The 18,634-nt window shown below is 42.6% G+C and carries 14 protein-coding genes; 9 read left to right on the forward strand and 5 right to left on the reverse strand.

The features are described from left to right. On the forward strand, window positions 1-2,458 hold a 2,458-nt coding region (locus Q7J63_RS03570), incomplete at its 5' end, for an AsmA-like C-terminal region-containing protein (protein ID WP_304884007.1). On the opposite strand, the gene Q7J63_RS03575 is transcribed toward Q7J63_RS03570, so the two are convergent. Both Q7J63_RS03575 and Q7J63_RS03580 read right to left on the reverse strand, forming a co-directional pair. After that, window positions 2,455-3,360 (reverse strand): AEC family transporter, encoded by a 906-nt coding sequence (locus tag Q7J63_RS03575; protein ID WP_019595801.1) that lies wholly within the window; start codon window positions 3,358-3,360, stop codon window positions 2,455-2,457. The two genes, Q7J63_RS03570 and Q7J63_RS03575, sit on opposite strands and share 4 nt — an antisense overlap. Window positions 3,361-3,840: 480 nt before the next feature. Further along, window positions 3,841-4,215 carry a UDP-glucuronosyltransferase gene (locus Q7J63_RS03580; protein ID WP_304884008.1) on the reverse strand — a complete coding sequence of 125 codons (375 nt, stop codon included), beginning with the start codon at window positions 4,213-4,215 and terminating at the stop codon, window positions 3,841-3,843. A 191-nt stretch (window positions 4,216-4,406) separates the two neighbouring features. Between Q7J63_RS03580 and Q7J63_RS03585 the strand changes: the two genes are divergently transcribed. The 5 genes from Q7J63_RS03585 to rpiB all read left to right on the forward strand — a co-directional run bounded on the left by Q7J63_RS03585 (window position 4,407) and on the right by rpiB (window position 10,062). Next, window positions 4,407-4,724: a hypothetical protein gene (locus Q7J63_RS03585; protein WP_236613169.1), complete on the forward strand. Its 318-nt coding sequence runs from the start codon at window positions 4,407-4,409 to the stop codon at window positions 4,722-4,724. 73 nt (window positions 4,725-4,797) lie between these two features. Continuing rightward, window positions 4,798-7,065: a TonB-dependent receptor gene (locus Q7J63_RS03590; RefSeq protein WP_304884009.1), complete on the forward strand. Its 2,268-nt coding sequence runs from the start codon at window positions 4,798-4,800 to the stop codon at window positions 7,063-7,065. A gap of 418 nt (window positions 7,066-7,483) precedes the next feature. Beyond that, window positions 7,484-8,752 carry a serine hydroxymethyltransferase gene (gene glyA / locus Q7J63_RS03595; protein ID WP_304884010.1) on the forward strand — a complete coding sequence of 423 codons (1,269 nt, stop codon included), beginning with the start codon at window positions 7,484-7,486 and terminating at the stop codon, window positions 8,750-8,752. 14 nt (window positions 8,753-8,766) lie between these two features. Then, window positions 8,767-9,621 (forward strand): twin-arginine translocase subunit TatC, encoded by an 855-nt coding sequence (gene tatC / locus Q7J63_RS03600; RefSeq protein ID WP_304884011.1) that lies wholly within the window; start codon window positions 8,767-8,769, stop codon window positions 9,619-9,621. A gap of 3 nt (window positions 9,622-9,624) precedes the next feature. After that, complete coding sequence (gene rpiB, locus Q7J63_RS03605) at window positions 9,625-10,062, forward strand: ribose 5-phosphate isomerase B (RefSeq protein WP_019595792.1); 438 nt, start codon at window positions 9,625-9,627, stop codon at window positions 10,060-10,062. A 344-nt stretch (window positions 10,063-10,406) separates the two neighbouring features. On the opposite strand, the gene Q7J63_RS03610 is transcribed toward rpiB, so the two are convergent. Further along, the gene (locus Q7J63_RS03610) at window positions 10,407-11,807 is read right to left on the reverse strand and encodes a hypothetical protein (protein WP_026333392.1); all 1,401 of its coding nucleotides are present in this window, start codon (window positions 11,805-11,807) and stop codon (window positions 10,407-10,409) included. A 93-nt stretch (window positions 11,808-11,900) separates the two neighbouring features. Between Q7J63_RS03610 and rbfA the strand changes: the two genes are divergently transcribed. Beyond that, window positions 11,901-12,290, forward strand: coding sequence for a 30S ribosome-binding factor RbfA (rbfA, locus tag Q7J63_RS03615; RefSeq protein ID WP_019595790.1), 390 nt, complete (start codon window positions 11,901-11,903; stop codon window positions 12,288-12,290). A gap of 18 nt (window positions 12,291-12,308) precedes the next feature. Then, window positions 12,309-13,532 carry an FtsX-like permease family protein gene (locus Q7J63_RS03620; RefSeq protein ID WP_304884013.1) on the forward strand — a complete coding sequence of 408 codons (1,224 nt, stop codon included), beginning with the start codon at window positions 12,309-12,311 and terminating at the stop codon, window positions 13,530-13,532. Window positions 13,533-14,674: 1,142 nt separating this feature from the next. Here Q7J63_RS03620 and Q7J63_RS03625 read toward each other — a convergent pair. Together Q7J63_RS03625 and Q7J63_RS03630 are read right to left on the reverse strand one after the other, a co-directional pair. Beyond that, window positions 14,675-15,913 (reverse strand): tetratricopeptide repeat protein, encoded by a 1,239-nt coding sequence (locus Q7J63_RS03625; protein WP_304884015.1) that lies wholly within the window; start codon window positions 15,911-15,913, stop codon window positions 14,675-14,677. A 10-nt stretch (window positions 15,914-15,923) separates the two neighbouring features. Beyond that, complete coding sequence (locus Q7J63_RS03630; protein WP_304884017.1) at window positions 15,924-16,331, reverse strand: hypothetical protein; 408 nt, start codon at window positions 16,329-16,331, stop codon at window positions 15,924-15,926. 327 nt (window positions 16,332-16,658) lie between these two features. On the opposite strand from Q7J63_RS03630, the gene Q7J63_RS03635 reads away from it, so the two are divergent. After that, entirely contained in the window at window positions 16,659-18,461 is a 1,803-nt protein-coding gene (locus Q7J63_RS03635) for an alpha-amylase family glycosyl hydrolase (RefSeq protein ID WP_304884019.1), read from the forward strand. The last annotated feature ends 173 nt before the right edge of the window (window positions 18,462-18,634 follow it).

Here is an 18,634-nt window from a genome sequence, read left to right on the forward strand (position 1 = left end):
CGATTTTACCATGGATGTTTATGATCTCACCTTGAAAATGGAGGCTTTGATCGCTGACATCACCTACGAGGGAACCAATTACATGCGGAACAAAAAGTTTTCCGGAGAAACCCAGATGAACATTGATTTGAACCAAATGAAGTTCACTTTTGGGGAAGGGAACTTTGCCCTGAATGAATTTCTGTTTGATCTCAAAGGTTTCGTAGCGCTTCCAGAAGAGGACATCGATTTTGATCTCGTCTTTGCAGGGAAAGACAATTCCTTCAAAAGTATCCTGTCATTGGTCCCGGGGATTTACACCGAAAGTTTCTCTACGCTCAATACTGCGGGAAATATGGATTTCAAGGGGTTTTTGAAAGGGAAATACAATGAAGCCAGTATTCCCACTTTTGATGTTTCCCTGAACATCACAGACGGAATGTTCCAGTATCCTGACCTGCCAAGACCGGTAAGCAATATCAATTTGGATATGCAGGTGATCAACACGTCCGGGAATTTGGATGATACCAAAATCAATATTCCCGCCTTTAACCTCGACTTTGGCAGCAACCCGATTTCAGGCCGGTTCTTACTCGAGAACCTGGTGACTTATGATATTGATGGCTTGCTGAAAGGGAAAATGAATCTGGAAGAAATGACCTCTATTTTTCCCATCGAAGGCATGACCCTCAAGGGGGTTTTGGATGTCAACGCCACGGCAAAAGGAAGGTATGATTCCATTGCAAAAATTATCCCAATGATCGATGCAAAGTTGTTGTTGACGGATGGCTATGTGAAAAGCGCAGAGTATCCCGCACCAATCGAAAAACTTCGGGTGAATGCCACGGTATTGAATACGACCGGAAAAATGAATGATTTTCAGGTCGATTTAACGGCCTTTGGCTTTGAACTGGAGGATGAGGCCATCAATGGAAAGTTAAAAGTCAATGATTTTGCCTTGCTCAAATGGGATGGGGCCGTGAAAGGGACAGTCGATTTGGGGAAATTACTGAAAATCTTTCCGATGGAAAATGTGATCATGGAGGGAAAAGTCAAGACAGATCTCCTCACAAAAGGATCCTATGAGGATGTGGAAAAAAGTAGGTTTGACAAATTGGACACTCGCGGAGATGTAGAAGTAACGGGTTTTTATTTCACTTCTGTTGATTTTCCCCAGGGAATCCGGATCAGGGATGCAAAAGCGGATTTTTCACCCGATAGAATCAACTTGACCCAATTCGATGCAAGGGTAGGTGAAAGTCCCTTGGTCGCAAGTGGTTTTCTATCCAACTACATGAATTTTTTCCTGAAGGAAAATGAAACTCTCAAAGGTCAGCTTACCCTGAATTCCACGCGATTCAATGCCAACCAATGGTTGACTGAATCGGGTGAGGCAGATTCTTCGGATTTGGCAGTCATCGAATTGCCAAAGAATATTGATTTCAACATGAAAGTTCAGGCAGCCGAAGTGCTTTATGACAATCTTAACCTGAAAGATGTAAAGGGCAGTCTCACCTTGAAAGATGGGGTTTTGAACTTCACCGATGCTTCTATGAGTACACTAGGGGGTCAAATGGTCCTGAATGGCAAGTATGATCCAAGGGATTTATCCAACCCTAAGTTTGATTTCAACTTCAATGTCGTCAACCTCAGCATTCAAGAAGCCTTCAAATCTTTCAACACCGTCAGAATCCTTGCCCCGATAGCACAACACCTTTCTGGAAATTTCTCCACCAGTATGGATTTCTCTGGGATTTTGGGACAGGATATGATGCCGATTCTTTCTTCCTTGGATGGGAAGGGATTGATGAAAGTATTGGAAGCCTCTCTTCAGAACAGCGCTATTTTGGAAGGCATCGCAAGCCTGACAAAATTAAGTGATGCCAGAACACTCCAATTGAAGAACCTGGCCCTGCCGATTGAAATCAACAATGGGATGCTCAACGTCAAACCGTTTGACCTGAAGCTTTGGGATTATCAAGCGAATGTCCAAGGAAGCACCGGTTTTGATGGAAGCATCAATTACCTCGTCAATATGCAGGTTCCGGCGGGTAAATTTGGTGCCCAAGCCAATACTTTGTTGGCCACCATTTCTAAAACCGAGGCCAATGAATCTACCCTGATCCCTGTTGCCATTAGTTTGGGAGGAACCTACAGCAGTCCCAAAATCGGATTGGCAGGAGGAAACAGCCTTGAAAGCTTGTTGACCAATGCCTTGAAATCAAGGGTTTCTTCAGAAAAAGAAAACCTTACCGCAAAGGCAACCGAGCAGTTCAAGGCAGCCGAGGACAGTTTGAAACAGGAGTTGAAGCTCAAAGCTGAAATCCTTCAGGACAGTGTGAAGAAAGAAGCCGAGAAAAAAGTGACCGAAACCAAGTCAAAGGCTTTGGAAGAAGCCAAGGGCTTGTTAAGAGGTGTTTTGGGAAATAAGGCCAAGCCGGTGGTAAAACCGGACACCACCAAAAAGGAAGACAATTAACCCAAGATAAGATACCAGATTCCCACTGTCAAAAAAGACAGTGGGATTCCCACGCCGACCATCAAAGAAGCCAATCTTGGTTCCAAATCATGGGATATGGCGATGATCGTGGCGGTGATCATGGGTGCCATGGCCGCTTCTATCACCGAAATCTTCAACAGCAGTCCCCCCAGATTAAATACCCCCTTGAAAAGCAAAAGAACGATGGCTGGGATCAGGATAAGCTTATAGCCAAGTCCATACCAAAGGAATTTTGACCGCATGGCTTCCGGATTTATCCTGATTTGCAATCCAACGGCGATCAGGGCCACTGGGGTCAGTGTCATGGCGATGATTTCCAAAACTTGCGCTAGAAAACCGCCGACTTGCCATTGGTAGAGATTCATGAACATGGCAATCAAGAAAAACAGAAAAGGAGGGAAGGTCAATATTTTTCTGGTAATGTCCCGCTTTCGTTTTTTTTCAGTTCCGTAAATGGAAGCTACGACAATCGCCACGCTGCTCACCAAAATAAAAGACCCCGCCTGATCGATCAACAAGGCGATTTTGATCCCCTCCTCACCATACAAGGCATTGACGATGGGAAAACCCACAAACGAAGTATTCGAGAGCCCGGCAGTGATCACGAGACAGCCCGTGACAGACTTTCCCCAATTGAATTTTTTTCCCAGCCAGCCAAACAGCAGCCAGGAAAGACCAAATCCAATCCATGCTGATAGGATGGGCAGGAGGAGTTCCAACTTCATCTCGATTCCTGGCAGATAGCGCAAGGCCATGGCTGGAAGGACGATGTAAATCAGATAATAATTAAGAAATTTTGGTGTTTGGGGCGGAAGGGATTTGACCTTCTGTAATATAACGCCAACCAAAAGAAAGACAATGATCAGAAGAATAGCATTCATATAGGGAATTAAATAGGCTCGCCAATTTCTAACTCAACCATTTATTCTTTTTGGGATACCTAAATCCGGTAAAAATGGGTGGCGTTCTTCGCGAATTAAAGCTAAAGAAAAATCGTTTTAAAATGCTGCTTTGGAGAAAGGAATCTCAAGGAAGTAGGATTATTGAGGTCATGCAAAATTAACACAAGCGTAATGACTTGTTCATCAAATGCTTGAACGAAATGACTTAATTTGTAAGATAAGTTTTAATGTCATGGTCAAATTAATTCCCATTGTTATTGAAGGGCAAAAAATCATCCAATTGTCCCAGTTAAGGATCGATCAAGCGAATGACCTGAGATGCTGGTTGCCTGGAAACCAGCTCCGCAATTATTTTTTTCAGGGACTTGAACTCCATGAATGTATTCTATTTGAAACCTATGAGTACTGGTTTAGATCAAATCATATCCTATCCAGAAACTATGAAACGATTTTGGATTTCTAAGAAAGGCCAAAACTTCTTCTTTTTTCATTGAAATATGCTTTCAGATCCGGATAAAGCAGGCTTTCCGCTTCGGGTATGCCTGCAAGTGTCCATTCCACATTGCCTTGTGCCAAATCCGGAGCCACATCCATGGTTTCGATCATAATGATCAAAGCTTGAAGGGAAAGGGTTTGGCTATATTTTTCAGGAACGATTTTAAAGTCATTGCCATAGAAATCAACCGCCTCAAATAAAATCTCTCCATCTACGGTATTGGCGAAAATGCTGATTTCCTCACCCCATTGACTTTCGGGGTAGGTCAATTTGACCAATAAAGCAGAAGGGCCCGTTCCATCAAAATAGGTTGAGGGTTGGTAATCAAAATTTATCATGTTTCAAAAATAGGGATTAGATTCCAATCAAGGAATTGAATGGACTTCAAAATTGGTTATTGGATTTTTTTTATTCAAAAGGTACCGTTGACAAAACATTCTTTATTACTTTTGATTTATTATCTCGATATTCCAATTGTAGCGTGAACCACTTTAGGAAAATAATATCCCTTTTCAGTCATTTTTGCTTGGTGCTTATACTCAGTGTAATCGCCAATGGGATGCTTTTTTTCCATTCACATGAGTTGGACAATGGCAAAATCATTACCCATGCCCATCCCATTCTTACCGAAGAACAAGAGAACCTCCCTGATCATGGGCATACAGAATCTGAGCTCATTATTCTCGATCTGATCGCCCATGCCGATTATTTTGTTTTTGAATACCAGTTCCATTTACCTGAAAACCCTGTTTTTGAAACCACTGTTTCCTCTGGTTATTATTTCAAAAACAGCTATCAAAAATCGCTCATTGGTTTTGAACACCGCGGACCACCTGCAAACGCATAATTCTCATTTTTACCTGCATACCCCTTGATGGGTATGCCCCTCTCTTTTTATTAAAATCTTAAGAATTATAGCAATGCGATTCATTTTACTAATCGTCTTGTCCCTGCTTTCTGCCGGGACAATGGCCATACAAGACATTTCCCTATCTGGTAAAGTCATTGACAAAAATACACAGTCTCCACTTCCGGGAGTTTCGGTTTTCATCCCTGAATTGAACAGAGGGGTGGTCACAGACCTTGACGGAAGTTTTTCCATCGGTACTTTGCCTGATCGGAATCTGACATTTCAGTTTTCTTTTATCGGATATTCTACCATCATTCAGGTGCTCAAGCCGGGATCGAAAGACCGGGATTTGGTGATTAAATTGGAAGAGGCCACCACCAATATCGATGAAGTGGTCGTCTCAGGAGCGTATATCATGAGTAAGGAAAGCTCACCCATTTCTATAGAGAAAGTAAGCAGGGATGCCATTCTCAAAATGCCCTCTCCAAGTTTGATGACTTCACTAACCAGAACACCTGGCGTAAATGAAATATCATTGGGTCCAGGGATAAGCAAGCCGGTAATTAGAGGTTTGTCATTCAGCAGAGTCTTGTCCGTCTATCAGGGAGCAAGATTCGAAAACCAGCAATGGGGTGCCGATCATGGTTTGGGCTTATCTGAAACAGGTATTGGTAACATTGAATTGATCAAAGGTCCAGCATCGATCATTTATGGTTCAGGTGCCATGGCAGGTGTTGTCAATTTGATTGAAGATAAAGATGCCGCAGCAGGAACTGTTGAGGGGGATGTAAATTTGAGAGGATACAGCAATTCTTTAGGTTTCCGAACTGATGCCGGTGCCAAAGGAGCGAGCGAAAACGGGTTTTTATGGTCTTTTAGAGCAGCAGCAGAATCACATGCTGATTATTTGGATGGTAATGGAAATGCTGTCGGCAATACCAGGTTCAACACACAAAATATCAAAGCGGGTGTTGGATTACGTAAAAAATGGGGAGATACCAGATTACGCTATACTTATTTGAGACAAAACCTTGGAATCATAGATGAGGAAAATGTCAGTGAGTTAGTAACAAGCCGTGGAGATAGAAAAGTACAACTGCCCTTTCAAGATGTGAGAGATCACTTTATCAATTCAGAGACAAATATAAATATTGGGCAAGACCGCTTGAAGGCTTCATTCGGTTATCATTTTAACTTTAGAGAAGAAGTCGAAACAGCCGAGGATCAAGTGGATTTGGGTTTGAGACAATCCAACTTCATGTATGATATCAAATACGCCAAAGAGCTATTCCCAAATGTGGAAGCGATTTTAGGTGTTCAGGGATTTTATTTGCAAAATGTGAATTATGAAAGTGCAAATGAATTTTTGATCCCCGATGCCATGAAAGATGACAGATCGGTTTATCTCTTGTTAAATTACAATAAAGACAAGTGGGTGGCGCAAGGGGGTATCCGATATGATTATAGAAAGGTAACTGCAGATGCCAGTGCAGACCATATTGTTGATTATGGGTTTTTACTTCCTGGAGACCCAGCAGACAGAACATTGACAAGAACATTTGATGGTGTCACAGCAAGTGCCGGGACCACTTTCAGACCGAATTCTGCATGGAGATTTAGATTGAATGTAGCACAAGGATTCAGGGCACCGGATTTGGGTGAGTTATTTTCCAATGGACCACATCCAGGAACAAATAGATTTGAAAGAGGAAGTGCTGATTTTGTCAGAGAGCAGAATATTCAGTCTGATTTTGGTATCAGATACAGCAGGTCAAACTTCTCTATTTCAGGTGAGGTCTTCTACAACCACATTGACAATTATATATTCTTCGCACCAACAAATTCGTTTGTTGGCGATTTGACAGTTTGGGAGTTTGAGCAAGAAGACGCAAGATTATATGGAGGTGAGTTGGAATTGGATATTCATCCTACTTCAGCCAAGTGGTTTTCAGCTTCAACTTCCTACAGCATGGTTATCGGCCAAAGAAGATCAAATATGAGTTATTTGCCCTATATCCCAGCATTTAGATGGAATCAATCATTAGATTTCAGGCTGAGTAATGTAGGAGCTTTGAAAAACCCATATATCAGTGTTTTGGGTTCATTTATTTTTGATCAAAACAGAGAAGCACCTTTGGAAGAAGCTACTCCGGGATATTATTTGTTAGGATTGAATGTGGGAAGTCAGGTGATGATGGGAGGAAAAGCACTTGATATCTACATCAGTGGATCCAATATTCTAAACAAAACTTACATTGATCACTTGTCTCTTTTCCGACCTTTTGGTGTGAATCAAATGGGTAGAAATGTGGCTTTGAATGTTAGGATACCATTTTAACCCGAATTCCAAGACAGCGGAAAAGTAACGGAAAGCAGCTAACTTGAGAGAAGTTAGATGGAATATGCATTGGGTTTTCCAATCGGGTTTGAAACTGCAAGAAAATCACATCATCGGAAAATAAGTGACGTACAGATTTGCTGAAGCCGAAACCAGAAAAATAAAAGCGGATGATGAAGCAATTTCAAGATAGAATTGAATTCGTAATGCAGAACACGAGTTTAATCCAAAACATTGGATGAGGTTGTGGAATTAGCCAATCGGATTACAATTGGAATCAAAACTTATTTCAAATCGCGTGGTTATTTTATGGGAAATGAGAGATTGGATATCTGCATTTCCCTGTAATATCATTTTTATTCAATTGGATAATCCGTCGAATAAAACTAATTTTGGGCCACCTATTAAAAATATCCCCATGAAAAGAGATCAGATCATTTTCGACCTCATTGCAAAAGAAGAAAACCGTCAAAAAACCGGTATTGAATTGATTGCTTCTGAGAATTTCACCAGCAAACAGGTAATGGAAGCTGCTGGAAGTGTACTCACCAACAAATACGCCGAGGGTTTGCCCAACAGGCGATATTATGGTGGTTGCGAAGTTGTGGATCAAATCGAGCAGTTGGCGATCGATAGAGCCAAGGAGCTTTTTGGAGCTTCATGGGCAAACGTGCAGCCCCATTCCGGTGCACAGGCGAATGCAGCTGTATTTTTGGCTTGTTTGAATGCAGGAGATTCAATATTAGGTTTTGACCTTTCCCATGGAGGACACCTCACACATGGTTCCCCCGTTAATTTTTCAGGAAAACTTTATCAGGCCAATTTTTATGGCGTGGAAGAGGAAACAGGTGTGATCGACTATGATAAAGTGGAGGCTACGGCACTTGAAGTAAAACCAAAGTTGTTGATTTGTGGTGCTTCTGCTTATAGTCGAGATTGGGATTATGAGCGTTTGAGAGACATTGCCGATCAGGTAGGAGCGCTTTTATTGGCTGATATTTCACATCCTTCGGGATTGATTGCGAGGGGATTGTTGAATGACCCCCTTGATTTTTGTCACATCGTGACCACCACCACACACAAAACCCTTAGAGGTCCGCGTGGTGGTTTGATTTTGATGAGAGCCGATTTTGACAATCCATTTGGTTTGAAAACGCCGAAAGGAGAATTGAGAAAAATGTCTTCCCTGTTGGATTCCGGGGTATTTCCGGGTACACAGGGCGGCCCCTTGGAGCATATCATCGCGGCAAAGGCTATTGCTTTCCAAGAAGCACTTTCAGATGAGTACATGGAATATGTGCTCCAGGTAAAACAGAATGCATCGGTGATGGCAGAAACCTTCGTTGGTTTGGGTTACCAGATTATTTCAGGAGGTACAGACAACCACATGATGCTTATCGACCTTCGCAACAAAGACCTAACCGGTAAACTTGCAGAGGAAACCTTGGGTAAAGTCGATATTACGATCAACAAAAACATGGTGCCTTTCGATACCCGCTCACCTTTTGTGACTTCTGGAATGCGCGTTGGCACAGCGGCAGTGACGACCAGAGGATTGATGGAAGATGACATGAGACGTATTGTGAAGCTGATCGACAGTGCACTCACCCATCACGACAATGAAGCAGAACTTGCCAAAATCAAGACTGAGGTCAACGATTGGATGGTTCAGTTTCCATTATACTAAATAGCAAAATTCAAGTGGCATTAGATCAATATAGAGAAGAAGAAGAGGAAGAAGAGGGAGGAATGTCCTTTTTGGACCATTTGGAGCAGTTACGATGGCATTTGCTTCGGTCGGTGGCCGCAGTATTGGTCTTCACGGTAGCCGCTTTCCTAGCCAAAAGCATCGTCTTCGGAAAGGTGATTTTAGGGCCTTCCAGAGTGGATTTCGTTACCTATCAAACTCTTTGCAAAGTTTCGAATTGGCTTAATATTCCGGCCTTGTGTATCGATGTACTTCCCTTCACCATCCAGAGTAGGCAGATGACAGGTCAGTTTTCCATGCACCTTACCTCCAGTATGGTCGTGGGTCTGGTCGTGGCGTTTCCTTATCTTTTTTGGGAAATATGGAGATTCATCAGTCCCGGATTGCATCTGCAGGAAAAAAATGCCGCTAGAGGGGCAGTTTTCTTTGTCAGCTTGCTGTTCTTTGCGGGGGCTTCGTTCGGGTACTTTATCCTGGCACCACTTTCCATAAACTTCTTGTCCAATTACCAATTGGACCCAAGTATTCTCAACGAGTTTGACATCGGGTCCTATGTGACCACACTCATCATGCTGGTACTGGCCTCGGCCATTATGTTCCAGTTGCCGGTAGTGATCTATTTCCTGTCCATGTCAGGATTGGTTTCCGCGGCCATGTTGCGGTCTTACAGAAGACACGCCATTGTGGTTATTTTGATCATTGCGGCAGTAATCACTCCACCCGATATCATCAGCCAGGTTTTGATAGCGATGCCTATTTTGGTCTTGTATGAAGTGGGGATAACGATTGCCAAAAGACTTGAAAAGAAAAGAGCAAAAAAAGAAGCAGCAGAAAATAGAGATAATTGAGCCATGTCAAAGAAAATTGCAGTAGGTGGTGATCATGCAGGATTTGCCTACAAAAAAGATATCATCAAAATGTTGGAATCCGAAGGTTATGAAGTAAAGGATTTTGGACCCTATTCGGATGCCTCAGCGGATTACCCGGATTTTGTACATCCTTTGTGCGAAGCGATCGAAAGCGGAGAATTCAAGCAGGGCGTATTGGTCTGTGGCAGCGGAAACGGTGTCGCCATGACGGCCAACAAGCACCAAGGAATCCGTGCGGCACTTTGCTGGAATGAGGAATTGGCAGCACTTTCTCGTCAACACAATGATGCCAATGTCCTTGCCTTGCCAGCAAGATTCATTCCATCCGAATTGGCGGAAAAACTCGTCAAGATCTTTCTTTCCACCGATTTTGAAGGGGGAAGACATGGAACCAGAGTGGACAAAATCAACTGTAAATAATAGCAAAAGGCCAGGTTTTTCCTGGCCTTAACTTTTACTGGTAACTGGCAATTGAATCCGCATGATGAATTCCCAAATTAACTCCATTCTGGAATCAATTCATCATCAGTAAGTTGTTTCTGTTTTTTGCTCCGCCTTATCGGGACTTCGTCTTATTTTCCAAATAGTCTGATTTTCTAATAGTTTCTATGTCATTAAGAAACCTCATGCCTATTGCCAGCTTACTTAATCAAGTTTGATGCTTTACGTTACTTTTTCCATGTCTTAGAATTCGGGTTAAAACTGGAGCAGGGTTTGCAAAATCATTTTTTGAAAGGAAACCATTCCGATTGATCTTTATTGGATCACTTCAGCACATATATTCCTTCGGATTTTTTCAAATAAGAATTCTCAAGTAAAGGAATCCTCTCTACCAATTGTTCGAAGAGGCCATCCTCGTCTATGATCATTTCTGGTTTTTCCTTTAGGAAATCCTGGTAAACGGCAGCCATCTCTGCGAAATTGTTGAAGTCCCGCAAAATTCCCTTGGAAAGATTGTAGTTCAAATAAGGGGTTGCCAGTTTTGCCTGTTGGTAATAGCCAAGGTCATTTCCCAATACCAAAATGGATTTGCCTGCAGTTTCCCTGTGTTTTTCGGAAAAAGCCACGGCGTAACTGTCGATTTTACCGGAAGCCTTTTGGTAATTGGTCCATCCAAATCCGATAAGTGGGATACTGATCAAAAAGGAAATAGAAAAGAATTGGAGTAAAAAACCTCGTTGGAGATATAGGAAAATCTGCGTGATGAAATAGGTTAGTCCAGGCAAAAGGATGACAAATTGATAGGGTGTTCGCCTGTTGGTCAAGAAAATGGTCAACAAGGCAAAAAGCAGGAAAAGAATGATGAGCTGTTTCTGTTTTTGCTGGTTGACGGTGATCAATTTGAAAACTGTTCCAATGAAATATCCCGCTGCCGCAAAAGAAAAAGGGGCAATGAGCAGCAGGATCAAATCCAAAAACTGAACATGGTAATACACATCGATGACGCGGGTGGCAAAAATATATTGAATGACAAACTCGGGAAGCCCATCAATCCAAAAATAATAAAGCCCGCAGCCGATAATGGGCAGGAAATAGCCCAGAAGGGAAAGCAGAAACTGATTGAAATTAAAACCACTGACGGTAACTCCCGCAACGATCAAGTAGGGAAGGAAGATGACCAAGGGAAAGTGGAAACAAGCTGCAATCCCCCCGAAAATACCCACCAGGAGGATGGAGTCTGATCCTTCTTTCTGAAGCACGGTCTGGGAAAACAACTGACCCAACGCCAGCACGATAAACGTGCTTCCCATCAATGCAGGGGAAAGGGTGAGGATGTCAAATGAAAAATGGAAAAGAACTACCAAGACCAAGGCTGGAATGTAGGTGTTTTCGTCAAAGGATTTGTATCGGATAAAAAGACCGTTGATATACGCTATCTGGAAGAAAATGACCAACCCGCCCAATAATTTGTATGCAAAAAGATTTTTGCCAAAAAGCACATGGATCATCCAGTATACAGTAGCAGAAAGCGGTCCTGTATCGTCAATGATGTCAATATACATGGAAAAACCTTCAGACATCCGCTCCCCGGCAAGCATCCAAATCAACTCTGGCTGCAACATCGGCACATCCAAAACCCAGATATAGATACCCCCGAACAAGAGCATCAAAAAGAAGATCCCAATAAATCTAAAAGGATCATTAATTCTAAAAAAACTCAACAAGGCTAGTGGATATTGAAGTGTGGGACAAACAAGACTTCCAAAATTAAAGGTTACGCATTTAATTCACTAAATTTGTATCAATTATTATCTGTTATGGAAAGTAAAAGACAACAAAAATATGCGAAGCTCATCCAAAAGGAATTGGGCGAAATTTTTCAAAGAGAAGCCAAGCTGCTGGTTGGTAGGGCAATGGTGACAGTAGTACGGGTCGAAATCAGCCCTGACTTGAGTGTTGCCAAAGTGAACCTTAGTTTCCTTTTGGCAAACAATCAGGAGCTTTTCGAAAAAATAAACGAGCATAAAAAAGAAATTCGCAAACACCTTGGCAACAGGATTGGGAAAAATGTCAGAATTGTGCCCGAGCTGGCCTTCTTTCTGGATGAATCCTCTGCCTATGCCCAACATATGGATAAGGTCATTTCGGCTTTGGATATCCCCCAAGCACCAGAGCAAGAAGAAGACGACGACGATCAAGAGGATTAAAACAATTCCAGTCAAGCCTTGAATCTGTCCACATTTATCGCCACTCGGTATTTTCGCAGCAAAAAGAAGCGAAATTTCATTACCATCCTTTCCAGGATTTCCATGGTAGGGGTGGCTGTGGGCACTATGGCGCTGATCATCGTGCTTTCTGTCTTCAATGGTTTGGAGGATTTGGTCCGTGGACTTTATGCCTCCTTCGATGCTGAACTGAAAATAGAAGCTGTAAAAGGGAAATCCTTTGAGGTAAATGAGGATTGGCTGGACAGTATCCGCAGCATCCAAGGGGTGGAAGTGGTGACCGAAGTGATCGAAGACAATGTTTTGTTTAGGTACCGGGAAGACCAACACTTGGCCAAAATCAAAGGAGTTTCCGATAATTTCGTCGATCAAGGCCGCTTTGAGAAGGGATATGTCTGGGGAGACCTGAACCTCGGCACGCCCGAGCAGCCGAGAGCTATAATCGGTCGGGGTATAGCCTTCTTTCTTTCCATTGACTTGGACAATGACTTTGACCTCCTACAGGTCTTTTACCCGAAAGCCCCTCGTAGCGCCGGCACGATCGACCCCAGGCAGATGTACAGCAGGGATGTAATTAAGCCAGTTGCTTTTTTTAGTATCGAAAAAGAATTCGATGAAAACTATGTGTTGGCCCCGATTGATTTTGTCAGCAAACTGCTCAACTATGGCCAAAAAAGAACTTCCCTGGAAATCAAATTAAAGGAAGGCCAAAAAATCTCTTCGGTTAAATCGAGATTAAGGGACTTGTTGGGGCCGGAATTTTCCGTCAAGGATACCGATGAACAACATGCCGGCATGCTGCGGACCATCAAAGTGGAGAAGTTATTTGTGTTTATTACCTTGAGTTTCATTTTGGCAGTGGCATCTTTCAATATCTTCTTTTCGCTTTCGATGATGGCGATAGAAAAAAAGAAAGATACTGCCGTGCTGATGGCCTTGGGGGCTACGGAGAAATTGGTTCGCCAGATCTATATGAAACAAGGTGCCATCATTGCCTTCACCGGTGCCACAATAGGATTGGTGCTGGGATTCTTGGTGTGTTGGGTTCAGGATACTTTTGGATTGGTTTCTTTGGGCATTGCCTCTTCCTTGGTGGACAATTATCCTGTGAAGATGATCTGGACAGATTTTTTGTGGACAAGTTTGGCCGTCATTGCCATTACCTTCATCGCATCTTATAGACCGGCATTGATTGCTTCCAAGGTGAAGGCAGGAGATATTTAAGGTCTTCTTTTATTCAGGAAAAAACCCAAAAGTAAATCACTCCTGAAAGGGGTCTTTATCCCAAAGCATTTTTTTTAAAAAAGCCACCTGGTTGACTGCGCTGAAAAAATTGGGTTTTTTGCGGTTATTCAGATCTTGAACCCAAAACATGCATTAAGTTTCCTATTGGAGTTGAAACTGGAAGAAAATCAGACTATTGAGAGCATAAGGTCTTTTGCCGATTGAGTGGGTTCAAAAAACAAACCCTGATTCCTAAGTAATTTCAGCCTGGAAGGGAAAAGACAATGCATGACGACAAGGGTTAAAATTAAAAAAGCCGTGAAATAAAATCTCACAGCTTTAGTCAATTAACAATAAACCCAAAATAACCAGCTGTAGGAGAAGGATTCGAACCTCCACGGAGCAGTTAGGCGAAACACGAGCTCGATGTTTGCTTTATACTGTGATCCCCACCCCCGAGACAGGAGGGCTTGTCTGCCAGTTTCAACATCCTACAATATGTGCATGCTAAAATTTTCAATTTAACCCGTTATATGCATGACCAACTCCATTACAACATGTAATTTATAAATAATCAGTGTTTGGGCCATGTTTTGGCTTTTTCCCATCGAAGAAGCCTGATGCATATTTCGGATTCAATATAGCTGTAGGAGAAGGATTCGAACCTCCACGGAGCAATTAGGCAAAACACGAGCTCGATATTTGCTTTATACTGTGATCCCCACCCCCGAGACAGGAGGGCTTGTCTGCCAGTTTCAACATCCTACATTGTAAAAGACCATTTGTCTTTGTTTGATATTTCAAAGTTAACAAAACATTCCTTTTATTAAAAATAATTCAAAGAAATAAATAAAAAAATACATATAATTTATAAAAAAGCTGTAATTGTTATTGAATACGCAAAAACTATCCTTCGAATTATTTTTAAATTATGAATATGGAAATGCGGTTTTGATCCAATTGGGGACAAACTATCGAAGCTATCCTTCCTGTTTTCCTCAGCCATTGGGATTCCTGTTTCGATAAGGGACCCGGTAACCTTCATTAGGCGAATCAGAATGTAGCCAAGTTGATTGTGTTTTCTGTGAATGGGAAAGGACGTACGGAGGGAAATCAAAAAAAATAGGCCATTGCCATCGGGATTATTGGCAGGCTTTTTCCAAAGCTTTTAGCGCAGGCTCCAAACCCCATTGCGCAGCTTGCTGGAAATCGATGCAGGCTTGGTCCACATCTTTTAATTTGTGATGGGCGATTCCCCTTTGATAATGGGCTTGGGGATTTTCAGGCTGGTAAATAATGGCCAATGTGTAAGATTTTACTGCTTCAGGAAGCTTCCCTGATTTGACCTGCACATCGCCCAGTCCTATCCAGGCTTGGGAACGAGAGGGCTCTAGCACGAGAACCTGTTCAAAGTCTTTTTGTGCAGCACCGAGTTCTCCTTTTTTTTCAAATGCAAAGCCTCTATAAAGTAAGGTCTCCACATCATCTCTTTTCAATTCCAATACTTTGTGAAAATCCTCAAGAGCACCTTCGATTTGTCCAGCGATCAACCGCTGATAACCCCGTTGCTTATAAGGATAGGGGACGTCAGGTGCCTCGGCAATGGCTTGTGAATAATAGCGATCGGCTTTGAGTTTATCTCCTGATGCATTGGCCAATATCCCCATATATTGATGGACCATGGGATGATAGGGATTTAGGGAGAGTGCCTTGATGTAATCCTTTTCCGCATTTTCGACCTGTCCGGAGGATTGGAATATTTTGCCGCGATGGAGGTAATGGTCCGGGTCATCTGGGCGAAGCGCTATGGCTTTTTCCAGGTAATGAAGGGCCTCGTTGTAATCCTCCAGTTCCATGCAGATCAGTCCTAAATGCTGGTAGATGTAGTCTTGTTGCCCATTTTGGAGGGTAGTGATCCTATCTATTCCTGATTTATAGGGCGATTTTCGGTACAGCACCGAGTTGGTTTCTCCTTGTGGCAATGCCAAGACCTTTAGAAAATCTTCCTTTGACAATTCATAGTGCTTCATCTCATAGCGGACGATTCCTCTGGAGAATATTCCCTCTGTGTGCGTAGGAGACAATTCCAGCAAAATATTATAATCGGTGAGGGCCCCTTCGAGATCTCCCATCTTTTCCCTGACCCCTGCCCTTTGGAAATAAGGCTCCGCAAAAAATGGATGGTCGCTGATGATTTTCGAAAATATCCACTCCGCTTGCTTAGGATTTCCTTTTTCAGAGATTTTAATGGCGTCACGCATCTGCCCATCGGCATGCGGATGTTGGGCATGCACACAATAGGGAAACAGCACTACCGCCAATAGTGTGATGATTTTCATAAAATAAAGATAGAAAAAAACGAGCAGGTTTAAGATGCTCATTTTCATTTCTTTATTCTTCCCTGTATTCGCTGCTGAGGATTTCTATCCTCAATGTTTTGTTGGAAAGTTGGGTCACTTTCCAGGTTTGAACAGAAATCCCGCCCCAATATTTGGCCTCAATGATGACTTCTTCCCCTACGATCCTCCAAGTCCCCTGAAAATCAGAAGTGACCACTGGAGGTGTTCCACACCAGCCCGAATTGCTTCTTTGGATAAGCGTACCGTCCTTTCGAAAGGAATAACCATACACGTTAGAGGCCAAATTCTTGGATTTTTCCATCGTAAAAGCATCCATCTCATACTCAAAATTGGTCCAGTTGCCTACCAAAAAGTGCCCGGCCATGACCTCGGTTTGTCCCTGATCCATACAGGAGATAGAAAAAAAAGTCAATAATACTATCGCGAATTTAGTTTTCATAAGTCATGGATTTTTTATAAAGACAGGACGAAGAAATTTTGATTGATGTTGCAAACAAGAAAAAAATAATAAGCATTAAGGTGCAATAAACACTATTTTTGATCAAGATAGGCACAGCCTTTGAGAATTGATGTCCAGTCCGAAATATGCATGGGGTGTCCTTATAAGGGTGGATACTGCAAGAAAATCAGACCATTTGGAGAATAAGACGTATTACCGATATAGCGGAGCCAAAAACAGGAAACAGCTGTTTGATTTTTAAGTGATTTCAGGATGGAATGGAATTGGGAATGCAAAACACGGGTTTAACTTAATATTCTTTTATTTATGAGCGAAAATATCGAAAAGTATTCCGGAATGGGTGCTATTGTTGGGAATGAAGGCGTCACTTTTAGGCTTTGGGCGCCAAATGCCGAAAAAGTATTTGTCATGGGATCTTTCAATGATTGGAAGGATGATGAATTTCAACTTGAACACGAAGGGGAGGGGTATTGGGCACTTTTCCTCGAAAATGCAGGAAATGGGGATGAATATAAATATGTCCTTGTCAATGGTGATCAGAAGCTTTCAAGGAATGATCCCTATGCGAGAAAAATGACCCACAGTGGTGGAAATTCAATGGTCTATCAGCCGGAAGAAAACCAAGAGGACCATCAATTTCAATTGCCCCCTTTCAACGAATTGGTCATTTATGAAATGCACATCGGTACCTTCTACAAAAAAGAGGACAGCCAAAATGGCGTTGGTGATTTTTATTCTGCTGCGGAAAAACTGGATTACCTTCAGGCGCTTGGAATCAATGTGATTGAGTTGATGCCCGTGATGGAATTTCCAGGAGCAAAATCCTGGGGCTATAATCCTTCTTATCCCTTTGCTATTGAATCCGATTATGGCGGCCCCGAGGGCTTGGCCCATTTTGTCAAAGAAGCGCACCTCAAGGGAATCGCTGTACTGATGGATGTGGTTTACAACCATTTTGGACCAGGGGATACTGACCTTTGGCAGTTTGATGGCTGGCAGGAAAATGACAAAGGGGGCATTTATTTTTATAACGATTATAAATCCACCACACCTTGGGGAGATAACAGGCCAGATTTTGGAAGAAAAGAGGTAAGGAATTATATAAGGGACAATGCCTTCATGTGGTTGGAGGCCTTTCAATGTGATGGACTTCGATTCGATGCTACTGCTTATATTAGATTTGTGGAGGGTGGAGACCTTAAGGAGAGATCCGAACTCGAAGAAGGGTACCGATTTTTACAGCAACTGAATGCCGAGATCAGGGAGAAATATCCGCAAAAAATCCTGATTGCCGAGGACCTGAAGGCCGACTCGATAGTCACCGCAGACATTGCGCACAATGGCTTGGGTTTTCATAGTCAGTGGGGACTTGGATTCAATCATTCCATCAAACGTGTTTTGTTGGAAATTGAAGACGAGCACCGAAATCTTCAAGAAGTGGTAGAGTCGCTCTTTTTTTCCTTCAACAATTCCGCATTCCAAAGGGTAATCTTCACCGAATCGCACGATGAAGTTGCAAATGGATCCTCAAGGTTGCCTGAGGAAATTCAACCGGGTGAAGCAGATGGGGAGTATGCCAAGAAAAAATCCACGCTTGGGGCAATTACCCTATTCACTTCACCAGGCATCCCCATGATTTTTCAGGGACAGGAATTTCTGACCGACAGCCATTTCAATGTGGAAAACCCACTGGATTGGAACCGGTATTCTGAATTGAATGGCATTGCCAGGATGTACAGGGATCTTATCCAGCTGCGGAATGGGAGGAATGAGGATTGTGTTGGTTTGACTGGAAGCATGACGGATACTTTCCATTTCAGCCAAGAATCCTTGGTTTTGGCTTTTCAGCGGGTACATTTTGAGCACCAAGACAAGCCTGTCTTGGTTATTTTGAATTTCTCCAATCAACTCTATCAAGGTTACAGGATCGGGCTTCCACATGAAGGGATTTGGAAAGTCAGGTTCAACAGTGGCTGGAAGGGTTATGATGAGGATTTCTCTGAGGTGGAATTGTTGGAAGTCCATGCTGAGCCTTTTGAAATGGAAGGTTTTCCATTCTCCATGCTCGTTGATCTGCCCCAGTACGGAGGTATTGTTCTGAGTAGATAAAGTTTCAGGCAGAAAGATTTGCCAGATCTTCATTGGGAATTATGATGGATTACTTCTGAATCTTTATATCACATCCATTTTTTGGATTTGGTGAATGAGACTTAGGTCTGGTTATCGGCCAGACTTAGGTCTCATTTCATTTATATCCAATTCGATATTGGTTTCATGCTCGG

The organism is Rhodonellum sp. (assembly GCF_030656585.1).
Classification (GTDB): domain Bacteria; phylum Bacteroidota; class Bacteroidia; order Cytophagales; family Cyclobacteriaceae; genus Rhodonellum; species Rhodonellum psychrophilum.

Bases quoted from the DNA above. Each gene is read 5' to 3' on its own strand.
- Q7J63_RS03575 (WP_019595801.1), bottom strand. From the start codon at position 3,360: ATGAATGCTATTCTTCTGATCATTGTCTTTCTTTTGGTTGGCGTTATA.
- Q7J63_RS03580 (WP_304884008.1), bottom strand. From the start codon at position 4,215: ATGATAAATTTTGATTACCAACCCTCAACCTATTTTGATGGAACGGGC.
- Q7J63_RS03590 (WP_304884009.1), top strand. From the start codon at position 4,798: ATGCGATTCATTTTACTAATCGTCTTGTCCCTGCTTTCTGCCGGGACA.
- glyA (WP_304884010.1), top strand. From the start codon at position 7,484: ATGAAAAGAGATCAGATCATTTTCGACCTCATTGCAAAAGAAGAAAAC.
- rpiB (WP_019595792.1), top strand. From the start codon at position 9,625: ATGTCAAAGAAAATTGCAGTAGGTGGTGATCATGCAGGATTTGCCTAC.
- rbfA (WP_019595790.1), top strand. From the start codon at position 11,901: ATGGAAAGTAAAAGACAACAAAAATATGCGAAGCTCATCCAAAAGGAA.
- Q7J63_RS03625 (WP_304884015.1), bottom strand. From the start codon at position 15,913: ATGAGCATCTTAAACCTGCTCGTTTTTTTCTATCTTTATTTTATGAAA.
- Q7J63_RS03630 (WP_304884017.1), bottom strand. From the start codon at position 16,331: ATGAAAACTAAATTCGCGATAGTATTATTGACTTTTTTTTCTATCTCC.
- Q7J63_RS03635 (WP_304884019.1), top strand. From the start codon at position 16,659: ATGAGCGAAAATATCGAAAAGTATTCCGGAATGGGTGCTATTGTTGGG.